Source organism: Arthrobacter agilis (genome assembly GCF_006494655.1).
Lineage (GTDB): Bacteria > Actinomycetota > Actinomycetes > Actinomycetales > Micrococcaceae > Arthrobacter_D > Arthrobacter_D agilis.
Genome location: NZ_VHIM01000003.1, coordinates 218,436 through 242,847, shown reverse-complemented (window position 1 = coordinate 242,847; position 24,412 = coordinate 218,436). Strand labels below are relative to the sequence as shown.

Annotated in this window: 22 protein-coding genes and 1 riboswitch; of the genes, 8 read left to right on the top strand and 14 right to left on the bottom strand. The window is 69.4% G+C overall.

Annotated elements, in window-relative coordinates:
* Positions 1-66: 66 nt before the first annotated feature.
* The 9 genes from FJV46_RS05940 to FJV46_RS05900 form a co-directional block, all read right to left on the bottom strand.
* Positions 67-774 carry a response regulator gene (locus FJV46_RS05940; RefSeq protein WP_087028987.1) on the bottom strand — a complete coding sequence of 236 codons (708 nt, stop codon included), beginning with the start codon at positions 772-774 and terminating at the stop codon, positions 67-69.
* Positions 674-2,044, bottom strand: a complete 1,371-nt coding sequence (locus FJV46_RS05935; RefSeq protein WP_087028989.1) for a sensor histidine kinase — start codon at positions 2,042-2,044, stop codon at positions 674-676. The genes FJV46_RS05940 and FJV46_RS05935 overlap by 101 nt, the downstream gene beginning before the upstream one ends.
* A gap of 36 nt (positions 2,045-2,080) precedes the next feature.
* Complete coding sequence (locus tag FJV46_RS05930) at positions 2,081-2,956, bottom strand: ABC-2 transporter permease (protein ID WP_087028991.1); 876 nt, start codon at positions 2,954-2,956, stop codon at positions 2,081-2,083.
* Between the two features lie 2 nt (positions 2,957-2,958).
* The gene (locus FJV46_RS05925) at positions 2,959-3,918 is read right to left on the bottom strand and encodes an ABC transporter ATP-binding protein (protein WP_087028993.1); all 960 of its coding nucleotides are present in this window, start codon (positions 3,916-3,918) and stop codon (positions 2,959-2,961) included.
* Between the two features lie 175 nt (positions 3,919-4,093).
* The gene (locus FJV46_RS05920; RefSeq protein ID WP_087029389.1) at positions 4,094-4,879 is read right to left on the bottom strand and encodes an ABC transporter permease; all 786 of its coding nucleotides are present in this window, start codon (positions 4,877-4,879) and stop codon (positions 4,094-4,096) included.
* A gap of 86 nt (positions 4,880-4,965) precedes the next feature.
* Complete coding sequence (locus FJV46_RS05915) at positions 4,966-5,961, bottom strand: ATP-binding cassette domain-containing protein (protein ID WP_087028995.1); 996 nt, start codon at positions 5,959-5,961, stop codon at positions 4,966-4,968.
* Positions 5,962-5,993: 32 nt separating this feature from the next.
* On the bottom strand, positions 5,994-7,214 hold the full coding sequence (locus FJV46_RS05910) for an MFS transporter (RefSeq protein ID WP_087028997.1): 1,221 nt from the start codon (positions 7,212-7,214) through the stop codon (positions 5,994-5,996).
* A 132-nt stretch (positions 7,215-7,346) separates the two neighbouring features.
* A complete protein-coding gene (locus tag FJV46_RS05905; RefSeq protein ID WP_087028999.1) occupies positions 7,347-9,029 on the bottom strand; it encodes an ABC-F family ATP-binding cassette domain-containing protein in 1,683 nt (560 codons plus the stop codon).
* Between the two features lie 57 nt (positions 9,030-9,086).
* Positions 9,087-9,833: a response regulator gene (locus FJV46_RS05900; protein ID WP_087029001.1), complete on the bottom strand. Its 747-nt coding sequence runs from the start codon at positions 9,831-9,833 to the stop codon at positions 9,087-9,089.
* Positions 9,834-9,921: 88 nt separating this feature from the next.
* Between FJV46_RS05900 and FJV46_RS05895 the strand changes: the two genes are divergently transcribed.
* The 3 genes from FJV46_RS05895 (at position 9,922) to FJV46_RS05885 (ending at position 12,210) form a co-directional block, all read left to right on the top strand.
* Positions 9,922-10,680 carry an alpha/beta fold hydrolase gene (locus FJV46_RS05895; protein ID WP_087029003.1) on the top strand — a complete coding sequence of 253 codons (759 nt, stop codon included), beginning with the start codon at positions 9,922-9,924 and terminating at the stop codon, positions 10,678-10,680.
* A 186-nt stretch (positions 10,681-10,866) separates the two neighbouring features.
* A complete protein-coding gene (locus FJV46_RS05890) occupies positions 10,867-11,310 on the top strand; it encodes a MarR family winged helix-turn-helix transcriptional regulator (protein WP_087029005.1) in 444 nt (147 codons plus the stop codon).
* Between the two features lie 168 nt (positions 11,311-11,478).
* A complete protein-coding gene (locus tag FJV46_RS05885) occupies positions 11,479-12,210 on the top strand; it encodes a GAF and ANTAR domain-containing protein (RefSeq protein ID WP_232008533.1) in 732 nt (243 codons plus the stop codon).
* Positions 12,211-12,313: 103 nt separating this feature from the next.
* Here FJV46_RS05885 and FJV46_RS05880 read toward each other — a convergent pair whose 3' ends face one another.
* The 4 genes from FJV46_RS05880 to gcvP are packed head-to-tail and all read right to left on the bottom strand — an operon-like array spanning position 12,314 to position 18,553.
* Positions 12,314-13,138 (bottom strand): methylenetetrahydrofolate reductase, encoded by an 825-nt coding sequence (locus tag FJV46_RS05880; protein WP_087029007.1) that lies wholly within the window; start codon positions 13,136-13,138, stop codon positions 12,314-12,316.
* Between the two features lie 16 nt (positions 13,139-13,154).
* Complete coding sequence (locus FJV46_RS05875) at positions 13,155-14,528, bottom strand: L-serine ammonia-lyase (protein WP_087029008.1); 1,374 nt, start codon at positions 14,526-14,528, stop codon at positions 13,155-13,157.
* Positions 14,525-15,658 (bottom strand): glycine cleavage system aminomethyltransferase GcvT, encoded by a 1,134-nt coding sequence (gene gcvT, locus FJV46_RS05870; protein ID WP_087029010.1) that lies wholly within the window; start codon positions 15,656-15,658, stop codon positions 14,525-14,527. The genes FJV46_RS05875 and gcvT overlap by 4 nt, the downstream gene beginning before the upstream one ends.
* Before the next feature lie 12 nt (positions 15,659-15,670).
* Positions 15,671-18,553 (bottom strand): aminomethyl-transferring glycine dehydrogenase, encoded by a 2,883-nt coding sequence (gene gcvP, locus FJV46_RS05865; protein WP_087029011.1) that lies wholly within the window; start codon positions 18,551-18,553, stop codon positions 15,671-15,673.
* A gap of 157 nt (positions 18,554-18,710) precedes the next feature.
* Positions 18,711-18,811: riboswitch (glycine riboswitch) on the bottom strand.
* A gap of 195 nt (positions 18,812-19,006) precedes the next feature.
* Between gcvP and FJV46_RS05860 the strand changes: the two genes are divergently transcribed.
* Positions 19,007-20,071 (top strand): SGNH/GDSL hydrolase family protein, encoded by a 1,065-nt coding sequence (locus FJV46_RS05860; RefSeq protein WP_338079058.1) that lies wholly within the window; start codon positions 19,007-19,009, stop codon positions 20,069-20,071.
* A gap of 51 nt (positions 20,072-20,122) precedes the next feature.
* On the opposite strand, the gene FJV46_RS05855 is transcribed toward FJV46_RS05860, so the two are convergent.
* Positions 20,123-21,040 carry a LysR family transcriptional regulator gene (locus tag FJV46_RS05855; protein ID WP_087029013.1) on the bottom strand — a complete coding sequence of 306 codons (918 nt, stop codon included), beginning with the start codon at positions 21,038-21,040 and terminating at the stop codon, positions 20,123-20,125.
* Between the two features lie 72 nt (positions 21,041-21,112).
* Here FJV46_RS05855 and FJV46_RS05850 point away from each other — a divergent pair, with 72 nt between their 5' ends.
* The 4 genes from FJV46_RS05850 (at position 21,113) to FJV46_RS05835 (ending at position 24,202) form a co-directional block, all read left to right on the top strand.
* A complete protein-coding gene (locus FJV46_RS05850) occupies positions 21,113-22,081 on the top strand; it encodes an EamA family transporter (RefSeq protein ID WP_087029016.1) in 969 nt (322 codons plus the stop codon).
* Positions 22,078-22,515, top strand: a complete 438-nt coding sequence (locus tag FJV46_RS05845) for a YybH family protein (RefSeq protein WP_087029018.1) — start codon at positions 22,078-22,080, stop codon at positions 22,513-22,515. Before FJV46_RS05850 ends, FJV46_RS05845 begins: the two co-directional genes overlap by 4 nt.
* Before the next feature lie 67 nt (positions 22,516-22,582).
* Positions 22,583-23,053, top strand: a complete 471-nt coding sequence (locus tag FJV46_RS05840; protein WP_087029020.1) for a hypothetical protein — start codon at positions 22,583-22,585, stop codon at positions 23,051-23,053.
* 117 nt (positions 23,054-23,170) lie between these two features.
* Positions 23,171-24,202 (top strand): LLM class flavin-dependent oxidoreductase, encoded by a 1,032-nt coding sequence (locus tag FJV46_RS05835; protein ID WP_087029022.1) that lies wholly within the window; start codon positions 23,171-23,173, stop codon positions 24,200-24,202.
* Positions 24,203-24,412: the final 210 nt, after the last annotated feature.

The following is a 24,412-nucleotide window of genomic DNA, read 5'->3' as shown; positions in this document are numbered from 1 at the left end:
GCGTACCGGTCGGCTCGATGGACGGGAGCCCGTAGACGATCCTCGACGGTGCCCGGCAGGCGGTGCTCAGTGAGCGGCAGCCGGGCCCGGCACCACGATCCCGTTCTCGTACGCGTACACCACGGCCTGGACGCGGTCCCGCAGATCCAGTTTCGTGAGGATACGCCGTACATGGGTCTTGATGGTGGCCTCCGAGAGGAAGAACCGTGCGGCGAGCTCCGCATTCGAGAGCCCCTCGGCGATGGCCTCCAGGACCTCGCGCTCCCGTGGCGTCAGCTCCGCGAGGCGGCGATCCGGTGTCCGCGCCGTCTGGGCAGGCGGCAGTGAGCGCACATAGGTCTCGAGCAGTCGCTGGGTCACCCGGGGCGCGACGACGGCGTCGCCGCTGGCGACCACGCGGACCGCGTGCACGAGGTCCTCGGGCGCCACGTCCTTGAGCAGGAAAGCGGACGCCCCGGCCTGCAGGCCCGCGAAGGCGTACTCGTCGAGGTCGAAGGTGGTGAGGATGATGATGCGGGAGCACGACCCCGACGCCGTGATCTGCCGCGTGGCCTCGATGCCGTCCCCGCCGGGCATGCGCACGTCCATGAGGACCACGTCCGGCTGCAGTTCGGCCGCGAGCTGCACGGCCTCGGTACCGGTCGAGGCCTCCCCCGCGATCTGAAGATCCGGCTCACCCTCCAGGATGAGCCGGAAGCCCATCCTCAACAGCGGCTGGTCGTCGGCGAGCAGAATCCTGGTGGTTGGTCCAGGGCTGCCGGTGTGCGTGGTCATCTTCCTCTTTCCCCCGTTGGTTCCCCTGACCGCCGTCGGCGTCGGGGACTGCCAGTTGCACCTCGACCAGCCAGCCCCCCGACTGGCGGAGCCCGAACTCCACCGATCCGGCGTAGATCGCCGCACGTTCCCTCATGCCCGCTATGCCCTGGCCGGACCCGAGGGAGACGGCAGGGCCCATGGCCCCCCGTCCGTCGTCGGCGACCCGCAGGGACACGGTGTCCGCGGTCCTGGCGATCGAGACGTCCACCAGCGTAACGCCCTTGCCGTATCGCAGGACGTTGGTCAGCGACTCCTGCAGAATCCGGTAGACGGTCAGCTGGAACGCCGGATCCTCCGGCAGTCGCGGTCCACTCGTGGTCACCCTCAGGGGGAGCCCCGCCGCGCGGAAGCCGTCGAGGAGGTGGGCCAGCGAACTCGACGCCGGCAGCGGTTCGCGGGACTCGCTCGCCGCTTCCGCGCGGAGCACCCCGAGCACCCGGCGCATGTCGGCGATCGCCGTGCGCCCCGTACCGGACAGCTCTCCGAGGACAGCGGTGGCACGCTCCGGGTCCCGCTTCATGACGACGGCGGCACCGTCGGACAGCGCCACCATGACCGTCAGCGAGTGTGCGACGACGTCGTGCATCTCGCGCGCTATGCGGTTCCGCTCTCCCGCGGAGGCCAGCTCCGCGTTGCGGGCTGCCCACTCGCGCAGCTTGCTCTCGTGGTCCCTGTCCCGGCGGACGGTGACCCCGATCCCCACGGCGATGGCCAGGAACATCACGACGAATCCGGCGAGGACCCACCGGGCGCCGGGCGCGCCCGCGAAGAGGTCGACGGGGAGGACGAAGAGGGCGCCCACCGAGAACACGGTGGCTGCGACACCCGCGATCAGGGCCCACCGCATCGGGTACATCACCGCGACGGTGTAGAGCGCGAACGTGGTCGCCACGCCACTGCTTCCGGCGCCGTCCGTCACCAGGCTGACGGGGATGTCGAGGAGGGCCACGAAACCGAGGACGGCCACGGGCCGGTCGCGCCGGAAGACCAGTGCCGCGGCACTCAGCGCAACCCCGGCAAGGCCGAGGGCGGAGCCGTCCTGCACCACGAGGATCAGTGCGTTGGGGAGGGACAGCAGGAGGAACACGAGGACCACGACGGCGTCCATGGCCCGTGCATGCTTACGGAAGTACCGCCGGATGGGACCGAGCCGGCGGGCATTGAGCTCGGTGAAGGAGACAGCGGCCGTTCGTTCCGCGGTCTCCTTCACCAAGGGTTCCTGGCTCATGGCGTCATGTCATGAGGCGCTCGGGGAAGGCACGCCCTACACGTCCCGCTTCTTGGTCACCACGAGGGATACCGCGAGGAGAAGGAGGGACCAGCCTCCGAGGATCAGGGCGCCCTGCCACTGGTTGAAGTCGCCGTCCTGGATGGTGGTGGCGACCATCTGCTCTCCTCCCGAGCTGGGAAGGAAGCGCGCTGCGTCCGCGACCCATTCCGTGCTGCCGCCGAAGATGGCGACGAGGATCGGCAGGACCAGCAGGACGCCGATGGAGGTGACCACGCCGCCGGCCGTATTGCGGATGAGCGTACCGACGGACATCGCGAAGACGGAGACCAGAGCGAGGACGGACCCGGTGTTGATGATGTGCAGCAGCGCGCCGTCGGCGTCGAGACTGAAGCCCAGATCCGCGGAACCGAGGATCGGTTGCGCGATGAAGTAGCTGATCAGCGCGGACCCTGCCCCGACCAGGAAGGAGATCACTGCCATGATGAGCTGCTTCGCGAGGAGGGCGGAGGTACGGTTCGGAACGGCCACCATGGTGGAGCGGATCATCCCGGTGCCCCACTCCGAGGCGATGAGCACGACGGCGAGGGATGCCATGAGGAGTTGTCCGAAGATCAGCCCGGATCCCGGGATGTCTCGGGAGATCTCCGCTGCGTCGGGGGCACCCTGCATCTGCGCGGCCATCTCGGGGTTGCTCTGCGCGTCGAAGAGGAAGGTGGTCTGCCAGGCGAGCAGGGCCGCGATACCCACCATGACGATGACCGTCGTGGCGATGAGGATGACGGTCGAGGGGATCGTGGTGACCTTGATCCACTCGGATTTCAGCACGCGGCCGAAGTTCACGCCGGGCCCTGACTCGCGCTGCCGGCGGGGCCGCTGGGCGGCGGGAACCTGGGAGGTGGGGGTGGCCATGATCAGCGTCCTTCCACTGGGGCGGGAACCTGCTCGGCCGCGTCCTGGACGTTCGGCAGGTCGTGTGACTGGTACTCGACCTCGGTCTGCGTGAGCTGCATGTAGGCGTCCTCGAGGGATACCTGCAAGGGCGTCAGCTCGTAGACGAGGACGCGTTCGCGCAGCGCGACCTCCGCGATGCGACGAGCGTCGACGCCGGTGATCTCGATGAGTTCCGGCTCGAGGATCTGGGAGGAGACACCTTCACCGGCGAGGCTTCCGAGGAGGTCCTGGGGACGATCGGCCCGCACACGCACCCGGGCTCGGCCCTGGCCGTCGATGATCGACTGGATCGGCGCGTCGGCGATGATCCGTCCGCGACCGATCACGATCAGGTGGTCGGCTGTCAGTGCCATCTCCGACATGAGGTGCGAGGACAGGAAGACCGTGCGGCCCTCCGAGGCCAGGCCCTTGGCGAGATGGCGGACCCACTGGACACCCTCGGGATCCAGGCCGTTGACGGGCTCGTCGAGGATCACGGTGTGCGGATCGCCCAAAAGAGCCGCCGCGATGCCGAGGCGCTGACCCATCCCGAGGGAGAATCCCCCCACGCGTTTTTTGGCGACCGGCCCGAGGCCGGTGAGTTCGATGACGTCCCTGACCCGGCTGTCCGGAATGCCGTGCGTGGCGGCCATGGCGCGGAGGTGGTTGTAGGCGGAGCGCTTGGTGTGGACGGCTTTCGCGTCGAGCAGCGCACCCACCTCCCGCAGGGGTGCCCGGTGCTGGGCGTAGGGCTTGCCGTTCACGGTGACCCGGCCGCCGCTCGGGTTGTCCAGTCCCACGATCATGCGCATGGTGGTGGACTTGCCCGCGCCGTTCGGGCCGAGGAACCCGGTGACCTTCCCCGGATGCACGGTGAACGAGACGGCGTCGACGGCCGTTTTCGCTCCGTACCGCTTCGACAGGGCCTGTGCCTCGATCATGATGTGTCCTTCGGCTGGTGGTGGCGACTGCCCCGCGTGCGTGAACCGTCACCATCAACAGTAGGCCTGGGACCGTGACGGGTCACCGGTCCCAGGGATGATCACCGCTGGGGCCTCCGTACTTCTTTCGGACGACCCGGCACCGACCCGGCACCGGCCCTCGCCGGCGCCCGCGTCAGCGGGAGCTGATCGAGGCGAACTTCCGGATGCAGAGGGGGACGAAGATCACGAGCATCAGGACGACGCCGATCAGGACCGTCAGCAGGGCGTTCTGCATGGGCCAGGCATCCGGGACCGGAACTGTTCCCGTGTTGCCGAACAGTTCGCGGACAGCCTGGACGAGGGCGGAGACGGGATTCCAGTTGGCGAACGCCTCGAGCGGGGCCGGCAGGGTCTGCGATTGCACGAAGGCGTTCGAGATGAACGTCAGCGGGAACAGGACCATGAAGGAGGCGTTGTTGATGACTTCCGGGGACTTGACCGACATCCCGAGCAGCGCCATGACCCAACTGAAGGCGTAGGAGAAGAGCAGGAGGAGCCCGATCCCCGCGAGCGCGCTGCTCACCGAGGTGTTCACCCGCCAGCCGACCAGCAGCCCTGTCCCCATCATGATGATCACCGATAGCGCGTTCAGCACGAGGTCGCTGTTGGTGCGGCCGATCAGTACCGCGGAGGAGCTCATCGGCAGCGTGCGGAAGCGGTCGATGATGCCGTCCTTCAGGTCCTGGGCCATCGCCGAGCCGGAGAACGTGGACCCGAAGATCACCGTCTGCGCGAAGATGCCGGCCATGAGGTACTGCGTGTAGTCGCTGCCCTCCACCTGGATGGAACCGCCGTAGATCTGGCTGAACAGCAGCACGAACATGATGGGCTGCAGGATCGCGAAGACCAGCATGTCCGGTGATCGCTTGAGCTTGGTGAGATTGCGCTTGGTGACGGTCCAGCCGTCGGACAACCACATCGCGAGTTCGGACGGCGGCTCCACGGTGTGATTCGATGCGGGATCCTGCCGGTTCTCGGGCTGCCGGCCCTCGGGTGCCAGGACACTCATGCTGCGGTCTCCTTCTGGGTCGATGCGTCGGTGCTACCGGCGTCCTCGGCGTGCCGACCGGTGAGGGTCAGGAAGACGTCGTCGAGGCTGGGGCGCCGCATGCCGGCGTCGTGCAGTTCGATACCGCTCTCGCCGAGATCCGACAGGATGTACTGCAGCGCGCGCGGGCCGTCGCTCACGGCCACCTCGATGCTCCGACCGTCGTCACCGACGAGCGGCTCGCCGTCCCCGTGCCGCCCGAGGATCTCGCGCGCGGACGCGGCGTCGGACGCATGGACGAGCGAGACCACAGCGCGGTGTCCGCCGATCTGGGCCTTGAGCTGATCCGCCGTGCCCTCGGCGATCGCCTTGCCGCCGTCGATCACCGCGATGTCGTCGGAGAGCTGGTCCGCCTCCTCCAGGTACTGCGTGGTGAGCAGCAGGGTGGTGCCGTCCCGCACGAGGTCCTTGATGATGCCCCAGAGGGACAGCCGGCTCCGGGGATCGAGCCCCGTGGTGGGTTCGTCCAGGAACAGGATCTTCGGGTTGTTGACGAGCGCGCCCGCCAGGTCGATCCGCCGTCGCATGCCGCCGGAGAACCCCTTGACCGGACGGTTACCGGCCTCCGTCAGTTCGAACTGGTCGATCAGCTCCCGGGCCCGCCGCTTGGATGCGCTCGCGCCGAGATGATAGAGCCGTCCCACCATCTCGAGGTTCTCGAACCCGGTGAGATTCTCGTCGACCGCCGAGTACTGCCCGGACACCCCGATGATGCGCCGCGCCGCCTTCGGGTCCCGCAGCACGTCGATGCCGTCGATCTGGGCCCTGCCGGCTGTCGGCTGGATGAGAGTGGTCAGGATCTTGACCACCGTGGTCTTGCCTGCGCCGTTGGGGCCCAGCAGGGCCTTGACCGTTCCCTGCGGAACGGAGAGATTCATGCCGTCGAGCGCGTGGACGGGCCCGCTCTTCGACGAATAGGTCTTCTTCAGACCTTCTGCCTCGATAATCGTCATGCAGAAAGGGTAGAACCGGGTACCGCGTGTTCCTAGGGACGCTGGTCAGAAGCTGTCCGCATTGGTGCGTCGTCGGGAGGGCCGGCGTCCGGGAGGGTCCGGACCACGGTCGCCGGGCGTTCGCGCGCCGCGGGGGCCACCAGGAAGGAGGCGAGGACGGCGACGCCGACCGCCAGCAGCGCGTTCCGGATGCCGACGGCGTCGCCGAGGAACCCGATGAGCGGGGGGCCCGCGAGGAACGCCGTGTAGCCGATCGTGGAGACCACGGACACGCGGGCCGCCGCGCGCTCCGGCTCGTCGGCGGCTGCCGACATCCCCATCGGGAAACCGAGGGCCGCGCCCGCGCCCCACAGGATGGCGCCGACGGCGGCGAGCGGGACGTTGGGGGCCACGACGAACAGGACGAGGCCCGCGAGCGAGGAGCCCAGGCTCGCCTGCAGCACGCGGACCCGACCGAAGCGGTCGATCAGCGGGCCACCCACGAAGCGCAGAGCCGTCATCGCGGCGACGAAGACTGCGAACATGATGGCGCCCGTGCTCTCGCTGGTACCCAGTCCGTCCACACTGGCCTTCGCCACCCAGTCGTTCGCCGCTCCCTCCGTCAGCGCCGCGCCGAGCACCACGAGACCGATCAGCAGGGTGCGAGGTTCCCCCCAGGCCCCGAAACCGCGCGGGCGGCCCTCGCCGTGAGCGGCAGCGGCAGCATCGTGGGCTTCCGGCAGGAAGTGGCGGGGTGTCCACTGCGACACCGCCAGGCTGAGGATCGCGATGGCGACGAGATGCGCGGAGAGCGACACCTGCAGGGCGGAGAGTCCCGCACCCACGAGCGCCCCGACGAAGGCTCCGCCGCTGAACGCGGCGTGGAAGCGCGGCATAATGGTCCGACCGACCCGCCGTTCGACGTCGGCACCCTCGATGTTCTGGCCCACGTCCCACAGCGCGATGCCGCACCCGAACAGGAACAATCCGACCGCCACCACGGGGACCGAGACGACTCCGAGGCCCAGGGCGACGGTGCTGGCGGCGACGGTGGCGGCCACGCCGCCGATTCTGACGGTGTTCGCGGTGCCGACGCGGGCGGCGATGATGCCGGCCAGCGGGAGGGCCAGGACCGAACCGATCGCGCCGACGAGCAGGAGGCCGCCCATCTGCCCCGATCCGAGGCCGAGCGTGGTCGACGCCGCGGGGATCCGGGCCGCCCAGCTCGCGAAGACGAGGCCGTTCAGGCCGAAGATGGCGTAGGTGGCGAGCATGGCTGCCCGGACGGTTGATGTCACGGGAGTAACGCTAAGCCGCTCCGGGTCGCGCACCAAACGACCCGCGTGTGGCACAGGGTTGTCCACAAAGTGTGGACAACCCTGTGGAGAGCGTGTGGACGGGCTGCCTCAGCGCGCCCGGACCACGCGGCTCTCGTCCCAGACGGGCTCCTTGGTCTCGTAGACCTTGCCGTCGGAACCGAACACGAGGAAGCGGTCGAAGCTCCGCGCGAACCACCGGTCGTGGGTCACGGCCATCACGGTCCCCTCGAAGGAGTCGATGGCGCGTTCGAGTGCCTCGGCCGAGTGGAGGTCGAGGTTGTCGGTCGGCTCGTCGAGCAGGAGGAGCGTCGCCCCGGACAGTTCGAGGAGCAGGATCTGCAGGCGCGCCTGCTGCCCCCCGGAGAGGGAGTCGTAGGGCTGCTCGGCCTGCGGGGCGAGGCCGTAGCGGTCCAGGACGGCGGACGCCGCCTCCCGCCCGAGCCCGGAACGGTGCTCGTCACCGCGGTGCAGGATGTCGATCAGCGTGCGCCCGAGCAGGTCGGGCCGCGAATGCGTCTGCGCGAAGAACCCGGGGCGGATACGCGCCCCGAGCTTCACGGAGCCCTCGTGCGGCACCTCCCTGATGTCGACGTCGGACACCGGCAGGTGCTCCTTGTCCGGGTCGGAGCCGCCACCCGCGAGCAGGCGCAGGAAGTGCGACTTCCCGGAGCCGTTGGACCCGAGCACACCCACGCGGTCGCCGAACCAGACCTCGGTGCTGAAGGGTTTCATGAGGCCGGTCAGTTCGAGGTCCCGGGCGACGACGGCACGCTTGGCGGTCCGACCGCCCTGCAGCCGCATCGAGACGTTCTGCTCGAGCGGGATGGCCTCCGGCGGACCCGCCTCGAGGAACTTCGCCAGGCGGGTCTGCGCCGCGTGGTACCGGTTGGCCATGTCCGAGCGGAAGGCCGCCTTGTTCTTGTACATGTTGACGAGTTCCTTGAGCTTGACGTGCTCCTCGTCCCAGCGCTTGCGCAGCTCCTCGAACCGGGCATTCCGGTCCTCCCGCGCTTTCAGGTAGGTCTCGAAGCCGCCGCCGTGCGTCCAGGAGGACGCCCCGAGCGCCCCGGGCTCCAGCGTGACGATGCGCGTGGCGGCATTCGCGAGCAGTTCGCGGTCGTGGCTGACGAACAGCACCGACTTCTTCGAGTCGCGGAGCTTCGCCTCCAGCCAGCGCTTCCCGGGCACGTCGAGGTAGTTGTCCGGCTCGTCGAGGAGCAGCAGCTCGTCAGGACCGGAGAACAGGGCCTCCAGCACCAGGCGCTTCTGCTCACCGCCGGAGAGCGACGACGCCGCCCGGTTCTGTGCGCGGTCGACGGGGACGCCCAGGGCGGCCATGGTGACTTCGTCCCAGGTCGTTTCGAGTTCGTACCCGCCGGCGTCGCCCCAGTCGGCGATCGCCTGGGCATAGGCCATCTGCGTGGGCTCGTCGTCGGCCTCCATCATGGCGAGCTCGGCGTCGTCGATCCTCTGCGCTGCGGCGGCGAGGACGGGCGGCGCCGCCGAGACCAGGAGGTCCCGGACCGTGGTGTCGTCGCGCACCTGACCGACGAACTGCCGCATGATGCCCATGGCACCGGAGCGGTTCACGGAACCCTCGTCCGGGGAGAGATCGCCGGAGACGATGCGCAGGAGTGTCGTCTTACCCGTCCCGTTGGGCCCGATCAGGGCCGTCTTGTGCCCGTCGCCGACCTTGAAGGCCACACCGTTCAGCAGTTGCCTGCCGTCGGAGAGGAAGTAGTCGATGCCGGAGATGTCGAGGTGAGCCACGCCTCCAGTGTTTCACCGATGCACCGGCCGCCCGCATCGCGTCCGGGGATCAGGGAGTCAGCGGGGTGATTCGTTCGGCATCATGCGGTAGCCCACGCCGCGCACGGTGCGGATGAAGCGCGGATTGCTCATGTCCTCGCCGAGCTTCTTCCGCAGATTGCGGATGTGCACCTCCACCAGGTGGTGGTCCTGGCCCCAGCCGTCTCCCCACACCCGGGTGAGCAGCGCCTCCCGGGTCCAGACGCGCTGGGCTCCGGTCATGAGCGTCTCGAGGAGATCGAACTCGATGCGGGTCAGGGGGAGCTCCTGCCCGTCCAGCGTGACGACGCGGCCCTCGACGTCCATCAGGAGATCGTTGTGGCGCAGCATCTCGTTGCATTCCTCCGCAGCCGGAACGGCGTCGGGCACGGCCGCCGCCGCACCGGTGCGGGGCCGGCGGAACATGGCCGAGACACGGGCGGAGAGCTCCCGGGGGCTGAAGGGCTTGCCGATGAAGTCGTCCGCGCCGGTCTCGAGGCCGACCAGCCGGTCGATCTCGTCCTGCCGCGCCGTGACCATGACGATGTACGCGTCGCTCACGGCGCGGCACTGGCGGCAGACCTCGACGCCGTCGAGGTCCGGCAGATTGAGGTCGAGGGTGATGAGGTCGGGCCGGTACTGCTTCAGCGCGGCGAGCCCTTCATGGCCGGTCGCTGCCTCCACGGTGGTGAAGCCGTTCATCCTCAGCGTGATGGAGAGCAGCTCGCGGATGTCCGGATCGTCCTCGACGATGAGCGCGATGCGCTGCGACGGAGGAACGGACATGGACCAAGAATTCCACAGATCGGCCCGGGGCAGGGCACGGCATCGTATTTCGTCGGGTCCGTCCCCGCGGGCGCCGTAGACTTCCGGGATGCCCTCAACCCTGCTCAGGACCGTGCAGGTGAGCGGCTGCACCGTCCGCGTACGCACGACGCCGGCCGCGTCACCCGCCGTCGGCCCTCCCTTCGTCCTGGTGCACGGCCTCGGGATGACCCACCGCTATCTGGACCGCCTGAGGGTGGAACTGGCCGCTGACGCCGACGTGCACGCGGTCGACCTCCCCGGGTTCGGGCCGGACCCCCGGCCCCGCGTCCCGCTCGAGGTGGAGGACCAGGCTGCGCTGCTCGTCGAGGCCCTCCGGACGCTGGGGCTGACCTCCTGCGTGCCCGTGGGGCACTCCATGGGCGTGCAGTTCGTCGCAGCAGCTGCGCTGCAGGCACCGGACCTCGTGGACCGGGTGGTCCTGATGGGTCCGGTGGTGGACCGGCGGCGCCGGACGGTGGTGCAGCAGGCCGCCGCTCTCGCACTCGACACGGCGCGGGAGACCGCGAGCGCCGATCTCCTGGTGCTCACCGACTATGCCCGGACGGGTATGCGCTGGTATGTGCGCCAGCTGGTCCCGATGATGAGATTCCCGCTCGAGCGCGCGGTGGAGCGCCTGGACTGCCCTGTCCTCGTGCTGCGCGGCGGTCGGGATCCGGTGGCCCGGCGGCCGTGGTGCCTCGAGCTCGCGCAGCGCGCACGCGAGGGCATCTTCGTCGAGCTGGAGGGCCAGCCGCACGTGGTCCAGCACACCGCCGCACCCCGGGTGGCCACCGAAATCCTGTCGTTCTGCCGGCGTGAACGCTGAGCGGGAGGCCCATTCTTGCCGGTAGCTTCGGACGGGTCGATGCAAAACTTGAATATTGAAGCGCATAGTAGACGGTATTGCACCTGATTCCGTCCCCATACAGCAATCGGGTGCAACGACACGACACCCGGCCGGCGCTGTCCAGCAGGACCGGCCGGGTGTTCCAAGTTTCTGGAGGAAAATCGAATGTCTGAATTGGACGAGTGGTCAACCAGCCGCCTGCTCACCACGGCCGCACGCCTCGTGGACCACGCATGGAACGAGCGCCTGCTCGACATCGGGATCACGCACGCGGGCTACACGACCCTCGGAGTCCTGTCCCGCGAGGGCACCATGACCGGGGCCAAGCTCGCCCTCGCCGTGCACGTGCAGGCGCAGACGATCGGCAAGACCATCGAGAAGCTCGAACGCCAGGGTTTCATCTCCCGTATCCGCGACAGCATCGATCGTCGCAGTCAGCGCATCACCATCACCCCCGCCGGGGTCGAGGCGCTCGTGAAGGCCGAGAACATCGAGCGCACCCTCATGGTGGGCGAGGGCCTCGAGTCCTTCGAACTGCGTAGCCTGCTGCGTGGCATCATCGGCGAGCTCGCCCCCCAGCGCCAGAAGCCGGCGGCCGCCGTCGTCTGACAGCGGGTGCCCTGAAGATTCTCAAGAGAACGGAGAACGGCCGCCCTTCGGGGCGGCCGTTCTGCCGCGCCGGGGATCTTCCCGACTGCGGGAGCCAGGGGCGGCCACTCGTCGACCCTCGGTCCCGGTATTGCTAGACGAACTAACTACATCTCGTAGGATGGGCTGGTGAACGACGAACAGCACGGCGCACCCGCCGTAGCCGAACTGCAGGACCTCATGCTCAGCAACGAGAGCGTGGACCAGTTCCTCGAGGATCTCGCCGGCCTGTCCTCGCGCATCCTCGGTGGCTCGGTCGAGGTGCAGTGCGGAGTCACCTACCGCCACCAGAACCTCGCGACGACCGTAGCCTGCAGCAGCGACGAGGCGCGCGTGCTGGACGAGATCCAGTACGGCTTCGGCGACGGGCCGTGCCTGCACGCCATCAGCACGGGCCGCACGGTCGTGGTGGAGGACGTCCGCACCGACGGCCGCTGGCCCGACTACTTCGAGGCCGTCGCCGGACGCGAGTACTTCGCCATGATGGGCGTTCCCCTGGTGCTCGGGGCTGAGAGCGGGGCCGCCCTCAATTTCTACGCCGCACAGCCGGGCACCTTCTCGAGCAGCACACAGTCCCTTGCCGAGGGTTTCGCAACCCAGGCGGCGAAAGCCCTGCAGATGGTGCTGCGCGTGTCCCAGCATGCGAACACCTCGTCGAACCTCAGGGCTGCCATGGAGTCACGGACCATGATCGACATCGCGATCGGGATCATCATGGGACAGAACCGCTGCTCGCAGGCCGAGGCGTACGCCATGCTCACGCGTGCCTCCAATGCGCAGAACATCAAGGTGCGGGAAATCGCCCGGAAGATCGTCAGCGGCGTTTCCACCGAGCCGTCCCACACCCACTTCGCGCCGTGAGTTCCGCAGTGAGGCTCCTGTCGACGGACCGTTGGGCCACCCTCGGGGGCCCTCGTCAGCTCGGTGGTCGTCCCCGGACCGGTTGATCGGCGATGCGGCGTGTTCACCGGCCTCCGGTGATCGGCGCCGCGAGCTCCGACCCCGCCAGTTCCGCGAGGTCGTTGAAACTGTAGACATGCAGTCCCGCGTAACCTGCACCGTCCACAGCCCGCACCAGGGGTGCCGGGTCGTAGGACGCCGTGGTGACCAACTGGCGCATCACGGAGCCGCTGTTCGAACCGCCGGCGGACCGCCGCAGGAAGCCGAGGGACTGCCCGACGCCGATCCTGCGCGTGAGGCGGAGCAGGCGGCTGACCCGCACCGGCCCGGGTATACCGGCCCACACGGGAAGCTCGATGCCGTCCGCGCGCAGGCGTCCGGGGAAGGCCCTGAGCGTCTCGGGGTCGAAGCACAGCTGGGTGACGCTCCAGGACGCGAGGTCCTGGCGGGATCGCAGTGTGGCCACCAGCTCCCCGTCGTCCGTGGCCGGGTGGCCTTCCGGGTAGACGGCGATCCCCATCCGCAGACCGCCGCCCGAGAGGTCGGCGATGTCCTGCATGAGGGCGCCGCTCCAGGCGTAGGGACCGGCAGCCTCCGGGCGGTCACCCCCGATGACGAAGACTTCCGTGATCCCGGCATCCAGGCACTGGTGCACGTAGCCGGCCAGAGCCCGGCGGTCCGTGACCGATCGGGCGGCCAGATGCGGTATCGCCGTGTATCCAGCGTCCGCGAGCCCCACCGCAGTCTGCACGGCCTCCTGGGGGCCGTGATGGGGCAGGCACGTGACCGAGACCGTGACAGGCGCCGGCAGGTGCGTCAGCAGGCGCTCCAGGAGCGCCTCCCCGGGAATCACCTCGACGTGGAGGGGCAGGCCGGGCCGCACCGTCACCGGGGGGCGACCATCATCAGCACTCCACTACGTTCAACGCGAGTCCGCCACGAGCCGTTTCCTTGTACTTGTCCATCATGTCGGCGCCGGTGTCGCGCATCGTCTTGATCGCGACGTCGAGCGAGACGTGGTGCTGGCCGTCGCCGCGGACCGCCATGCGGGCGGCCGTGATCGCCTTCATCGCGCCCACCGCGTTGCGCTCGATGCAGGGGATCTGCACGAGCCCGCCCACGGGATCGCAGGTCAGCCCCAAGTTGTGCTCGATCCCGATCTCAGCTGCGTTCTCCACCTGCTCGGGTGTACCGCCCAGGACCTCGGCCAGCGCACCGGCCGCCATGGCACATGCCGAGCCGACCTCGCCCTGGCACCCGACCTCGGCGCCGGAGATGGAGGCGTTCTTCTTGAAGAGGGAACCGATCGCGGTGGCGGCGAGCAGGAACCGGACCACGCCGTCGTCGTCGGCCCCCGGCACGAAGTCCACGTAGTACTTCAGAACGGCCGGGATGATGCCCGCGGCGCCATTGGTCGGAGCGGTGACGACGCGCCCGCCCGCCGCGTTCTCCTCGTTGACCGCGAGGGCGAAGAGCGTGACCCACTCCATGGTGCCGAGGCGGTCGTTCGGGTCGTCGGCCTTCTCGAGCAGCTCCCGCTGGCGCTCGGCCCTGCGGCGCACGCTCAGCCCACCAGGGAGGATCCCGCCCGTGGTGGTTCCCCGGCGGATGGTGTCCTGCATGACGGACCAGATCTCGAGCAGCCCGGCACGCACCTCCTCCTCGGACCGCCACGAGAGCTCGTTCGCGAGGACGACGTCGGAGAAGTCCCACCCGGTGGAGGCGCACACTCCGAGAAGCCGGTCCGCCGTGTCGAAGGGGTGGGAGACGGGAACGGGTTTCAGCACCGCGGTCTCGGACCCGATCTGGTCCTCGTCCAGGACGAACCCGCCGCCGACCGAGAAGTATTCCCTGCTCTGCATCAGCTCGCCGGAGGCGGTATATGCCGAAAAACGCATACCATTCGTGTGGTATTCGAGGCGCTGACGGCGGTGCAGCAGCACATCCGCCTCCGGGTCGAAGGAGATGCGCTGCTCCCCGGCGAGATTGAGGGACCGGCACTCGCCGATGTAGGCGACGCGGGCGTCGGCCGAGGTCGGGTCGACGAGGTGCGGCTGGTCTCCCTCCAGCCCGAGCAGCACGGCTTTCACCGTCCCGTGGCCGTGGCCCGTCACGCCGAGCGAACCGAAGAGGTCCACCTGGACGCGCTGGACGTCCGCAAGGAGCCGGTCCCGACGCAGCAGTTCGGTGAACAGATAGGCCGCCGTCATCGGCCCACCCGTGTGCGAGCTCGACGGGCCGATCCCGATCTTGAAGAGGTCGAAGGCGCTGATGGTCACGAGGCCGGCCCGCCCTGCTTCTGCCGCTTGTAGAACGGCGTCTGGACGACAGTGAACGGTTCCGGCCGGCCGCGCAGATCCACCTGTACCTCGGTGCCGAGGGCCGCGTGGGCGGCGTCGACGTACGCGAGGGCCACGGGATAGCCGAGGGTCGGGCTGGGGAGTCCGGACGTCACGGTGCCGACCGGTACCCCGTCCACGACGACGTCGTACCCGGCACGTGCCGACCGGCGGCCGACGGCGCGCAGTCCGACCAGGCGGCGCGCCGGCTCGACGTCCTTGAGCGGCTCCAGCACGGTGCGGCCCACGAAGTCGTCGGCCTTCTTGGTGCTGACCACGGGGCCGAGGCCCGCTTCGAAGGGGTTGGTGTCCAGGCCGAGCTCGTGCCCGTACAGGGGCATACCTGCCTCGAGCCGCAGCGAATCGCGCGCGGCGAGACCGCAGGGCAGGAGCCCGTGGGCCTCCCCCGCCTGCAGTGCCGCATCCCAGAGACGCACGGCGAAGCTGCTGCCGATGAAGATCTCGAACCCGTCCTCACCCGTGTAGCCGGTGCGCGCCAGCAGGACGGGGAGTCCGGCGAGGTCCACCTCGACCGCCGCGTAGTACTTCAGCTCACGGATGATCGCGGCGTCCTCCGGTCGGGCGAGCTCGAGGAGGACGGCCTCGGCCGTCGGCCCCTGCACCGCGACGAGCGCCGTCGTCTCCGACTGGTCCTCGACCGCGACGTCGAAGCTGCTCGCGCGGATCCGAAGCGCCTCGGCCACCACCGGTGCGTTGGACGCGTTCGGCACCACGAGGAAGGAGTCCTCGGCGAGACGGTAGGTGATGAGATCGTCGATCACTCCGCCCTCGGCTGTGCAGATGAGGGAGTACTTCGCCTTGCCGACCGCCATCACCGCGAGGTTGCTCACCAGGGCGTAGTTCAGGAACTCCGCGGCCTGCGGTCCGGTGACGAGGACCTCACCCATGTGGGACAGGTCGAAGAGCCCCGCGGCCTTCCGGACCGTGTGGTGCTCCTCGAGCTCGCTGCGGTACTTCAGGGGCATCTGCCATCCGCCGAAATCGGTGAACGACGCCCCGTGGGCTTCGTGCTGGGTGTGGAGGGCGGTGTGCTTGCTCTGCTCGCTCATGGAGGCGGTGTCCTAGTCTTCGAAGGCTTCGATGGGCGGGCAGGAGCAGATCAGATTGCGGTCGCCGTGGGCGCCGTCGATCCTGCGCACCGGGGGGAAGTACTTGTCGTGGCGCAGTGACCTGAGCGGGTAGGCGGCGAGCTCGCGCGGGTAGGCCTGCGTCCAGTCATCGGCGATGAGCAGCTGCGCGGTGTGCGGCGCCTGGCGCAGCGGGCTCTCCTCGATGCTGGACTCTCCCGAAGCCACACGGTCGATCTCGCCCTTGATCGCGATCATGGCGTCCACGAAGCGGTCCAGCTCGGCGAGGTCCTCGGACTCCGTCGGCTCCACCATGAGGGTGCCGGCCACCGGGAAGGACAGCGTGGGCGCATGGAAGCCGTAGTCGATGAGCCGCTTGGCCACGTCCTCCGCGGTCGCGCCGGTGGCGGCGGTCAGGGGGCGGAGGTCGAGGATGCATTCGTGGGCCACCAGCCCCTGCACGCCCGTGTACAGCACGGGGAAATGCTCGGTCAGGCGGGAGGCCACGTAATTGGCCGCGAGGAGGGCATGCGCCGTCGCGCTCGTCAGGCCCTCGGCGCCCATGAGGGCCACGTAGGCCCAGGAGATGGGCAGGACGCCGGCCGAGCCGTACATCGATCCGGAGACCGGCGTGCCGCTCTCGGCGCCGGGGGCGTCATCCGTGGTGACGTCGCGGTTCGCATCGCCGGGCAGGAAGGGCGCCAGGTGCGCGGCCACCGCCACGGGACCGACGCCGGGACCGCCGCCGCCATGCGGGATGCAGAACGTCTTGTGCAGATTCAGGTGGGAGACGTCGCCGCCGAACTCCCCGGGCTGTGCGAGCCCGACGAGGGCGTTGAGGTTGGCGCCGTCGATGTACACCTGACCGCCCGCCGCGTGCACCTTCTCGCACACCCAGCGCACATCCTCCTCGAAGACGCCGTGCGTGGAGGGGTAGGTGATCATGATGGCCGAGAGGTTCGCGGCGTGCTGCTCGATCTTCGCCAGCAGGTCGTCGTGATCGATGTTGCCGTTGGCCGCCGTGCCGACGACGACGACCTTCATCCCCGCGAGCACCGCGGACGCCGCGTTGGTGCCGTGCGCGGAGGACGGGATGAGGCAGATGGTGCGGTTCTCGTCGCCACGCGAGCGGTGGTACCCGCGAATCGCGAGGAGACCGGCTAGCTCCCCCTGCGACCCTGCGTTGGGCTGCAGGGACACGCGGTCGTAGCCGGTGATCTCCGCGAGGCGCTCCTCGAGGTCGGTGATCAGCTCACGCCAGCCCTCGGTCTGGCTCTCCGGCGCGTAGGGGTGGATGGACGCGAACTCGGGCCAGGAGATGGACTCCATCTCCACCGTCGCGTTGAGCTTCATGGTGCACGAGCCCAGCGGGATCATGGTGCGGTCCAGTGCGAGGTCCTTGTCGGAGAGCTTCCGCAGGTAACGCAGCATGGCGGTCTCCGAGCGGTGGCGCGAGAAGACCGGGTGCGTCATGAACGGGGACGTCCGGTGCAGGTCCGCAGGAATGCGCTCCGCGCGATCGGCGTCGGCCTCGACCGTCGCACCGAAGACGCCGGCGACGGCCGCGACGTGCTCCGGTGTCGTCGTCTCGTCGCAGGAGATGCCGAGGGTGTCGGCGTCGACGCGGCGGAGGTTGAATCCCGCGGCCTCGGCGGCGTCGGCATACTGCGACGCCTTGCCGGGCACACGGACCAGCAGCGTGTCGAAGAACGCCGCATGCACCACCTCGGCCTCCGAGCCCGCGAGGGCGGCGGCCAGCTCGACGGCGCGCTGGTGGGTGGTGCGGGCGATCGCCGTCAGGCCCTCGGGCCCGTGGTAGACGGCGTACATCGAGGCCACGATGGCCAGCAGCGCCTGGGCCGTGCAGATGTTGCTCGTGGCCTTCTCGCGGCGGATGTGCTGCTCGCGGGTCTGGAGGGCCAGGCGGTAGGCGGGGGCGCCGTCGGCGTCCTTTGAGACGCCGACCAGGCGCCCGGGCAGCATGCGCTCAAGGCCCTTGCGCACGGCCATGTAGGCGGCGTGCGGACCGCCGAAGAAGAGCGGGACACCGAAGCGCTGGGCGGAGCCGACGGCGATGTCCGCGCCCTGTTCGCCCGGCGCGGTGATGAGCGTGAGGGACAGGAGGTCCGCGGCCACCGTGACGAGGGCGCCGCGCTCCTTCGCCGCGTCGACGACGGCAGCGTGGTTGCGCAGGGCGCCCGACGCACCGGGCTGCTGGAGGACGACGCCGTTGATGTCGCCGTCGGGCAGGCCGGTGGAGAGATCGGCGATCTCGACGTCGAAGCCGAGGGCCTCCGCGCGGCCGCGGACCACGGCGATGGTCTGCGGCAGGGTATCGGCGTCGATGACGGTGCGGCCCTTGTTCTTGCCCGAGCGGCGCATCAGCAGGACGGCCTCCGCGACGGCGGAGGCTTCGTCGAGCAGGGAGGCGTTGGCGATGTCGAGCGCCGTGAGGTCCTGCACTATGGTCTGGAAGTTGAGGAGCGCCTCGAGGCGACCCTGGGAGATCTCGGGCTGGTAGGGCGTGTACGCCGTGTACCAGGCGGGCGATTCGAGGACGTTGCGCCGGATCACCGGAGGCGTGACCGTGTCGAAGTAGCCCTGGCCGATCATCTGCACGGCGGTCCGGTTACGGCCCGCGATGCGGCGGAGCTGCGCCAGGACCTCGGTCTCGCTGAGCGCTGAGGGGAGGTTCAGTGCCCGGTCCAGGCGGATGCTCGCGGGCACGGCCAGATCCACGAGCCTCTCGAGGCTCGGGTAGCCGAGGACCTCCAGCATCTGCCCGGCGTCGGAGGACCGTGGGCCGATATGGCGGTCGGCGAACGTCGCGGCGGGGGCGGGTGAGGCAGCGGATGGTGCGGGGAGCGAGGCGTTCATGGGAACTCCGTACGTCGGGAACGGTGCGCGGATCAGCGCGTGCCTGGTCGGGTTCCTCCCCGCTCTGTAGGGGACCTGAGAGTTTCCGCAGGACGCATTGCCTGCTTGCACCGTCGGTGAGCGCCGAGTGGATGTCGGGGCTGCTTTCCAGAGTTGCCTAACCGCAGCGGTGCGTGGGCCTGAGAGATTCCTGGGGAGGAGTTGCTCCTACGGCGCCTGCCGGCGTGATGGACGGGAGGACTCTCCCGCTGCAGATCGATGGCGTATTGAGTTGTGGAGATGGCGTGTGAGCCGTCCCACAGCTTACCGCGCGCTGCAGGACGGGAGCAAAGACCGGCGGACGGAACAGTACCGGGCCGGCACGTGCCGCGGAAGGGTGCCGTGGAAAACACTCCGCGCGACGGTGGGGGAACCCCCTTCCGGGGTTAGCGTGAGTCCACATCCACCGGACCCCTGGAGTATCAATGCCGATTCCCTGCCTCCGTTCCGCTGCCGCCGCCCTTCTCGTGCTCGCCGCCGTCGTGCTCGCCGCACCGCCCGCGACGGCGGCCGGGGCATCCTACGTGGCCCTCGGCGACTCCTACTCGTCGGGGACGGGGACGCGCCTACCTCGCGGACGGGACGGCGTGCCAGCGCTCGGTCTACGCCTACCCCTCCCTCATCGCGAGCGCGAAGGGGTATGCGCTGAACTTCCGGGCCTGCTCCGGCGCCACGATCCCGGACGTCGTCGCGACGCAGCTCGGCGCGCTGGGCCCGACGACGTCGTACGTGACCCTGAGTGTGGGCGGTAACGACGCCCGGTTCGTGTCGGTGCTGACCGAGTGCGCCAAACCGGCGTGGATGAGCAACTGCACCGCGGCCGTCGACAGGGCGCAGGCGATCATCACGGACCAGCTGCCCGGCGGCCTTGCCTCGCTGTACGGACAGGTGCTGGCGCGGGCGCCCCAGGCGTCCGTGACCGTCGCGGGATACCCGCACATCTTCAACGGCGAGGACTGCAATGCGGCCACCTGGTTCTCGCCTGCCGAGGAGGCCCGGCTCAATGCCACCGCGGACCTCCTCAACCGGACGACGGCGGCCGCCGCCGCCAGGGCGGGCTTCGCCTTCCTCGACCCCGTGCCGGCCTTCACCGGGCACGCGGTGTGCGACGACGTCGAGTGGCTGAACGGCCTCTCGAGCCCGGTCTCGGAGTCCTACCACCCGACCCGCGCAGGCCATGCGTCCGGGTACGCGCCCCTCATGGGCGCGGCCCTGACGGGAAGCCGCGTGGCCGTCACGCAGGAGACGCTCTCCTCCGCCGCGCTCACCGCGCCGGCCCTCTCGGAGCAGCAGGCGGGGTACGCGGTGCAGGACGCGCGGATCAGGCCGCAGGAGTTCGTGCTTCCGGATCTGAAGAGCCCCGCGGCGCGGGCAGCGGCGGCGAGAGCCGGCGTCGATCTCTCCGACCCGGCGAGCATGGCGCGCGCCGACCGGGCCGCCGAGGCGCGGCAGGGGCGGGGACGCCAGGAGCATTCATGACGGATTCGCGCCGCTGCCGGCCGCCCCTGCGACGGGCGGTCCGGTGCCGGATCAGGAGTCGTTCGGGACTGCCTGTGCTGCGGCGTCGCGCAGCAGGGCGACGATGTGGCGGACACCCGGGCTCTCCGCCATGGTGCGGCGGTGGACCACCCCCACCTGCCGCGCGGGCGTGGGTCCGACCACGGGCACGACGACGACGCCATGAGGCAGGACGGGACGCCCCAGCCTGGGGACGAGCGCCACCGCGACGCCCTGCTCCACGAGGGCTATGTGTGTCGCGAAGTCGTCGTCGTACACCCTGATGTCCGGGACGCGGCCGAGATCCGCGTGGAGTTTCAGCAGTGCCTCGTTGCAGATGGCACCCTGTGGCGTACTGACCCAGATCTCGTCGAGCAGATCGCCCGGCTGCACCGCGGCACGGCCCGCGAGGGCGTGGTCGTCGCGCACGAGGAGATCCGCCACGTCGACACAGAGCCATTCGAGCTCCAGGTTCTCTGGAACGGCGAGCGGTACCGAGTTCCAGTCGTGCACCAGCCCGAGGTCCGCTTTTCCCTCGGCGACACGGGCCACGGCCTCCCGCGGATCGTCGCAGGTGACGCGGAGCTGCAGATCCGTCCCCTCGGCCGTGATGCGCCCGAGGACCGGGCCCATCAATCCCCTGCACCCCGTCGAGAACGCCACGACCTGCAGGGTCCCGTGCGGCTCTCCGGGTTCGGCCAGGAGGGTGGACTGCAGGGCCTCGAGGTCGGCGCGCATGCGTCGACCGTAGTCGGCGAGCGCGCGCCCGGACGAGGTGATGAGTACGCCACGTCCGTGCCGCTCGAGCAGTGCCACGCCCGTCTGCCGCTCGAGCTTCTTGATCTGCTGGGACACCGCGGAGGGGCTGTAGCCGAGGGCCTCGGCAGCGCCCACGACCGACCCGTAGGACTGCACGGCCGCGAGGGCCTGGAGGGCGGAAGGATCGATCATGAAGGAAATGTACCTTGTACGTCCCACTTCTGTGCGCTGGTGCTTCACGATCCGAGCCGGTTGACTGGCAGCATGACCCGCCGCCACAGTCTCCTCGCCCTCCTGGTGCCCACCCTGTGGGGGGTGAACTTCGTCGCCATCGATCTCGGCCTGCATCCCGCGGGCGGGCAGGCCGTTCCCCCGCTGCTCTTCGTCGCGCTGCGCTTCGCCCTCGTGGTGCTGCCCTGGATCCTCTTCATCCCGAAGCCGGCCATCAGCTGGACGGCGATCATCGGCGTCGGGCTCTTCATGAGCGCCGGACAGTTCGGGCTGCTCTACCTCGCGATCTCGCTCGGCATGCCGGCAGGGCTGGCCTCCCTGGTCCTCCAGGCCCAGGTCCTGCTGACGGTGCTCCTCGCAGCGGTCTTCCTGGGCGATCGTCCACGGCTCCTGCAGCTGGCCGGTTTGGCGGTCGGGGCGCTGGGACTGCTCATCGTCGCCGTGGGGCGCAGCGCCGTGGCACCCCTGCTGCCGCTCGTCGTCGTCCTCGCCGCCGCCCTGTCCTGGGCCGCGGGCAACGTGATCGCCAGGAAAGCCCGCGCAGCCTCCGGGCTGGGCCTCGTCGTCTGGTCCGGTGCAGTAGTCCCCCTGCCCCTCCTGGCTCTCTCCCTCGCGATCGACGGCCCCTCCGCCGTGGGCGACGCGCTTCTCCACCTCGAACCCGTGACCATCGCGAGCGCCCTGTACACCGCGATCCTCGCCTCCCTCGTGGGATACGGCATCTGGAACCACCTGCTCGCGGTCTACGAACCTGCGTCCGTGGTCCCCTTCACGCTCCTGGTGCCGGTGGTGGGGATGGGAACAGCATGGCTGGTTCTCGCCGAGGTCCCATCACGCATCGAGGTGCTGGGAGCCGCCGTCCTGCTCGCCGGCGTGGGAACGGCCCTTATCCGCCCGCGCCGCAACCGCCACGATGGCGGCACAGCGATGATTCCCGGTCGCGCGGCACGTCCGAAGGGTGTGGACCGGGACGCGGACCACCAACCCCTAGGAGCATCATGACGCATCGAGACATCCCCGGATCCGTGGTCGAGCAGTACGCATCGGCCGTACTGCAGAAGGATGCCGAGGCACTGCTGTCCCTGTACGACGACGAGGCGCGCATCTTCGACCTCTGGTCCGCCTGGTCCTACGAGGGGAAGGCTGCGTGGCGGGTCGCGATCGGGGAGTGGTTCGGCTCGCTCGGGGACGAGCGCGTCCGGGTGGAGTTCGACGACGTCCGGTCGATCGTCGCCGAGGACCTCGCGACGGTGGTCGCGACCATCTCCTACTGCGAGATCGGAGGCGACGGCACGGACGGCAGGTCGATGGAGAACCGGCTGACCTGGGTACTCCGGCGCCTCGACGGGAGCTGGCGCATCGTGCACGAGCACACCTCGGCGCCGGTGGACGCCGAGACCGGGACGGCGACGCTCGAACGATCACGTACCGAGTAATCCGCAGCGCGGTCCCGGAGGGCACTTTCCCAACCATCCGGGCAGGGCTTTGGCTAGGGTCGGATACATGGAATCGACAGGCACCGGGCAGGGCTCCGGCTTCGTACGCGCTTCGCGCAGCACGATCGGCCGCGAGAGCACCACCTTCGGCTTCTCCATCCTCGTGACGGTCGTCTTCGGCCTTCTGCAGAAGCTCGAGGGCAGCCCCTCCCTGGGGGCCATCGTCGTCTACGCGGTCGGCGCCGTCCTGTCCTTCACACTGCTCGAAGGCGTGCTCTCACGCGGCTTCACCGCTCCCATGCCCCAGCACCGCACGCAGACGCTCGCCGTCGGCACGAGCATGAATCTGCTCTCCGTGCTGGCAGGAATGGGCGCCGCCTTCCTGACCGGAGCCACACTTTCCGGGCTCTGGGCCTGGGCCCTCGCGCCGTTCCTCGGCAGCATCGCCTATCTGGCGGCCGAAAGCCTGGAGACGATGGTCGGCGAGCGCATCCTCCGAGCGAGGGGGGACACGACGGCGGATGAGGTGACGCCGTGACCCTCGCGCCGATGCAACACGCAACTACATACGTTTGCATGGAATAAGGATGCGGAGTGCTCCGTTCTACCAGCAGGCCCAGGGTGGGTCCGCACGCAGAGCACGGGAGCAAGAACCATGGCATCGACACTGGAACTCGGACTCGACACCTTCGGGGACGTCACGCGCGGCGAGGACGGCAACCCCGTCCCGTATCCGCAGGTGATCCGCAACGTGATCGCCGAAGCCGTGCTCGCGGACGAGGTCGGGGTCGACTTCATCGGTCTGGGCGAGCACCACCGCGACGACTTCGCGGTCTCCGCCCCCGAGACCGTGCTCGCGGCCATCGCCGGGCAGACCCGACGGATCCGCCTCGGCTCGGCCGTCACCGTGCTCAGCTCCGACGACCCCGTCCGCGTCTACCAGCGCTTCGCGACGCTCGACGCCGCCTCGAACGGCCGCGCCGAGGTCATCCTCGGGCGCGGCTCCTTCACGGAGTCGTTCCCCCTCTTCGGCTACGAACTCTCCGACTACGAGCGGCTCTTCGAGGAGAAGCTGGGGTTGTTCGCGGAGCTCATCAAGGAAGCTCCGGTCACCTGGTCCGGCAGCACCCGCCCCGGCCTCACGCACCACGAGGTGTACCCGAAGACCGAGGGCGGTCGGCTCAAGACCTGGATCGGTGTGGGCGGAAGCCCCGAATCCGTCGTTCGCGCAGCGCGTTACGGCATGCCGCTCATGCTCGCGATCATCGGCGGCGAACCCGCCCGCTTCGCCCCCTACGTGGACCTGTACCACCGGGCGCTGGCGCAGCTCGGCCAGCCCACCCTGCCCATCGGGGTGCACTCCCCCGGCTACATCGCGGACTCGGATGAACAGGCCCGCGAGGAGCTGTGGCCTGACAACCGGATCATGCGCGACCGCATCGGCCGCGAGCGAGGGTGGGGTCCCACCACGCGGGCCGAGTTCGACCAGGAGGCGGACTTCGGTTCGCTCTACGTCGGTTCGCCCGAGACCGTGGCCCGGAAGATCGCCGCGACGGCACAGACCCTCGGGATCGACCGCTTCGACATGAAGTACAGCGCCGGCCCCCTGCCCCACGAGAAACTGATGCACAGCATCGAGCTGTACGGCACGAAGGTCATCCCGATGGTGCGCGAGATGCTTGCCTGAACCCAGCGATCCCCGCACCTCCCGAGCCCTCCCTCGCCTCCGGTCAGGGAGGGCTCGCTGCATCCCGGGAGCCCGCTTCGCCCTTTCTTCGGCCTTCTTTCGCGTTTACGGCACGCCCTCATTGAATGACGCGGAGCAGAGTGGTCAGGAGGAGCTCACAGCTCCGAAACGTCCCGCCGGCCCCGGTCCGTCCATCGGAGCCGGCGGGCA

Excerpts from the sequence above, each read along its gene's own strand:
- FJV46_RS05940 (WP_087028987.1), bottom strand. The coding sequence starts at position 774 with ATGACCACGCACACCGGCAGCCCTGGACCAACCACCAGGATTCTGCTC.
- FJV46_RS05935 (WP_087028989.1), bottom strand. The coding sequence starts at position 2,044 with ATGAGCCAGGAACCCTTGGTGAAGGAGACCGCGGAACGAACGGCCGCT.
- FJV46_RS05930 (WP_087028991.1), bottom strand. The coding sequence starts at position 2,956 with ATGGCCACCCCCACCTCCCAGGTTCCCGCCGCCCAGCGGCCCCGCCGG.
- FJV46_RS05925 (WP_087028993.1), bottom strand. The coding sequence starts at position 3,918 with ATGATCGAGGCACAGGCCCTGTCGAAGCGGTACGGAGCGAAAACGGCC.
- FJV46_RS05920 (WP_087029389.1), bottom strand. The coding sequence starts at position 4,879 with ATGTGGTTGTCCGACGGCTGGACCGTCACCAAGCGCAATCTCACCAAG.
- FJV46_RS05915 (WP_087028995.1), bottom strand. The coding sequence starts at position 5,961 with ATGACGATTATCGAGGCAGAAGGTCTGAAGAAGACCTATTCGTCGAAG.
- FJV46_RS05910 (WP_087028997.1), bottom strand. The coding sequence starts at position 7,214 with ATGCTCGCCACCTACGCCATCTTCGGCCTGAACGGCCTCGTCTTCGCG.
- FJV46_RS05900 (WP_087029001.1), bottom strand. The coding sequence starts at position 9,833 with ATGTCCGTTCCTCCGTCGCAGCGCATCGCGCTCATCGTCGAGGACGAT.
- FJV46_RS05895 (WP_087029003.1), top strand. The coding sequence starts at position 9,922 with ATGCCCTCAACCCTGCTCAGGACCGTGCAGGTGAGCGGCTGCACCGTC.
- FJV46_RS05890 (WP_087029005.1), top strand. The coding sequence starts at position 10,867 with ATGTCTGAATTGGACGAGTGGTCAACCAGCCGCCTGCTCACCACGGCC.
- gcvT (WP_087029010.1), bottom strand. The coding sequence starts at position 15,658 with ATGAGCGAGCAGAGCAAGCACACCGCCCTCCACACCCAGCACGAAGCC.
- gcvP (WP_087029011.1), bottom strand. The coding sequence starts at position 18,553 with ATGAACGCCTCGCTCCCCGCACCATCCGCTGCCTCACCCGCCCCCGCC.
- FJV46_RS05855 (WP_087029013.1), bottom strand. The coding sequence starts at position 21,040 with ATGATCGATCCTTCCGCCCTCCAGGCCCTCGCGGCCGTGCAGTCCTAC.
- FJV46_RS05850 (WP_087029016.1), top strand. The coding sequence starts at position 21,113 with ATGACCCGCCGCCACAGTCTCCTCGCCCTCCTGGTGCCCACCCTGTGG.
- FJV46_RS05845 (WP_087029018.1), top strand. The coding sequence starts at position 22,078 with ATGACGCATCGAGACATCCCCGGATCCGTGGTCGAGCAGTACGCATCG.
- FJV46_RS05840 (WP_087029020.1), top strand. The coding sequence starts at position 22,583 with ATGGAATCGACAGGCACCGGGCAGGGCTCCGGCTTCGTACGCGCTTCG.
- FJV46_RS05835 (WP_087029022.1), top strand. The coding sequence starts at position 23,171 with ATGGCATCGACACTGGAACTCGGACTCGACACCTTCGGGGACGTCACG.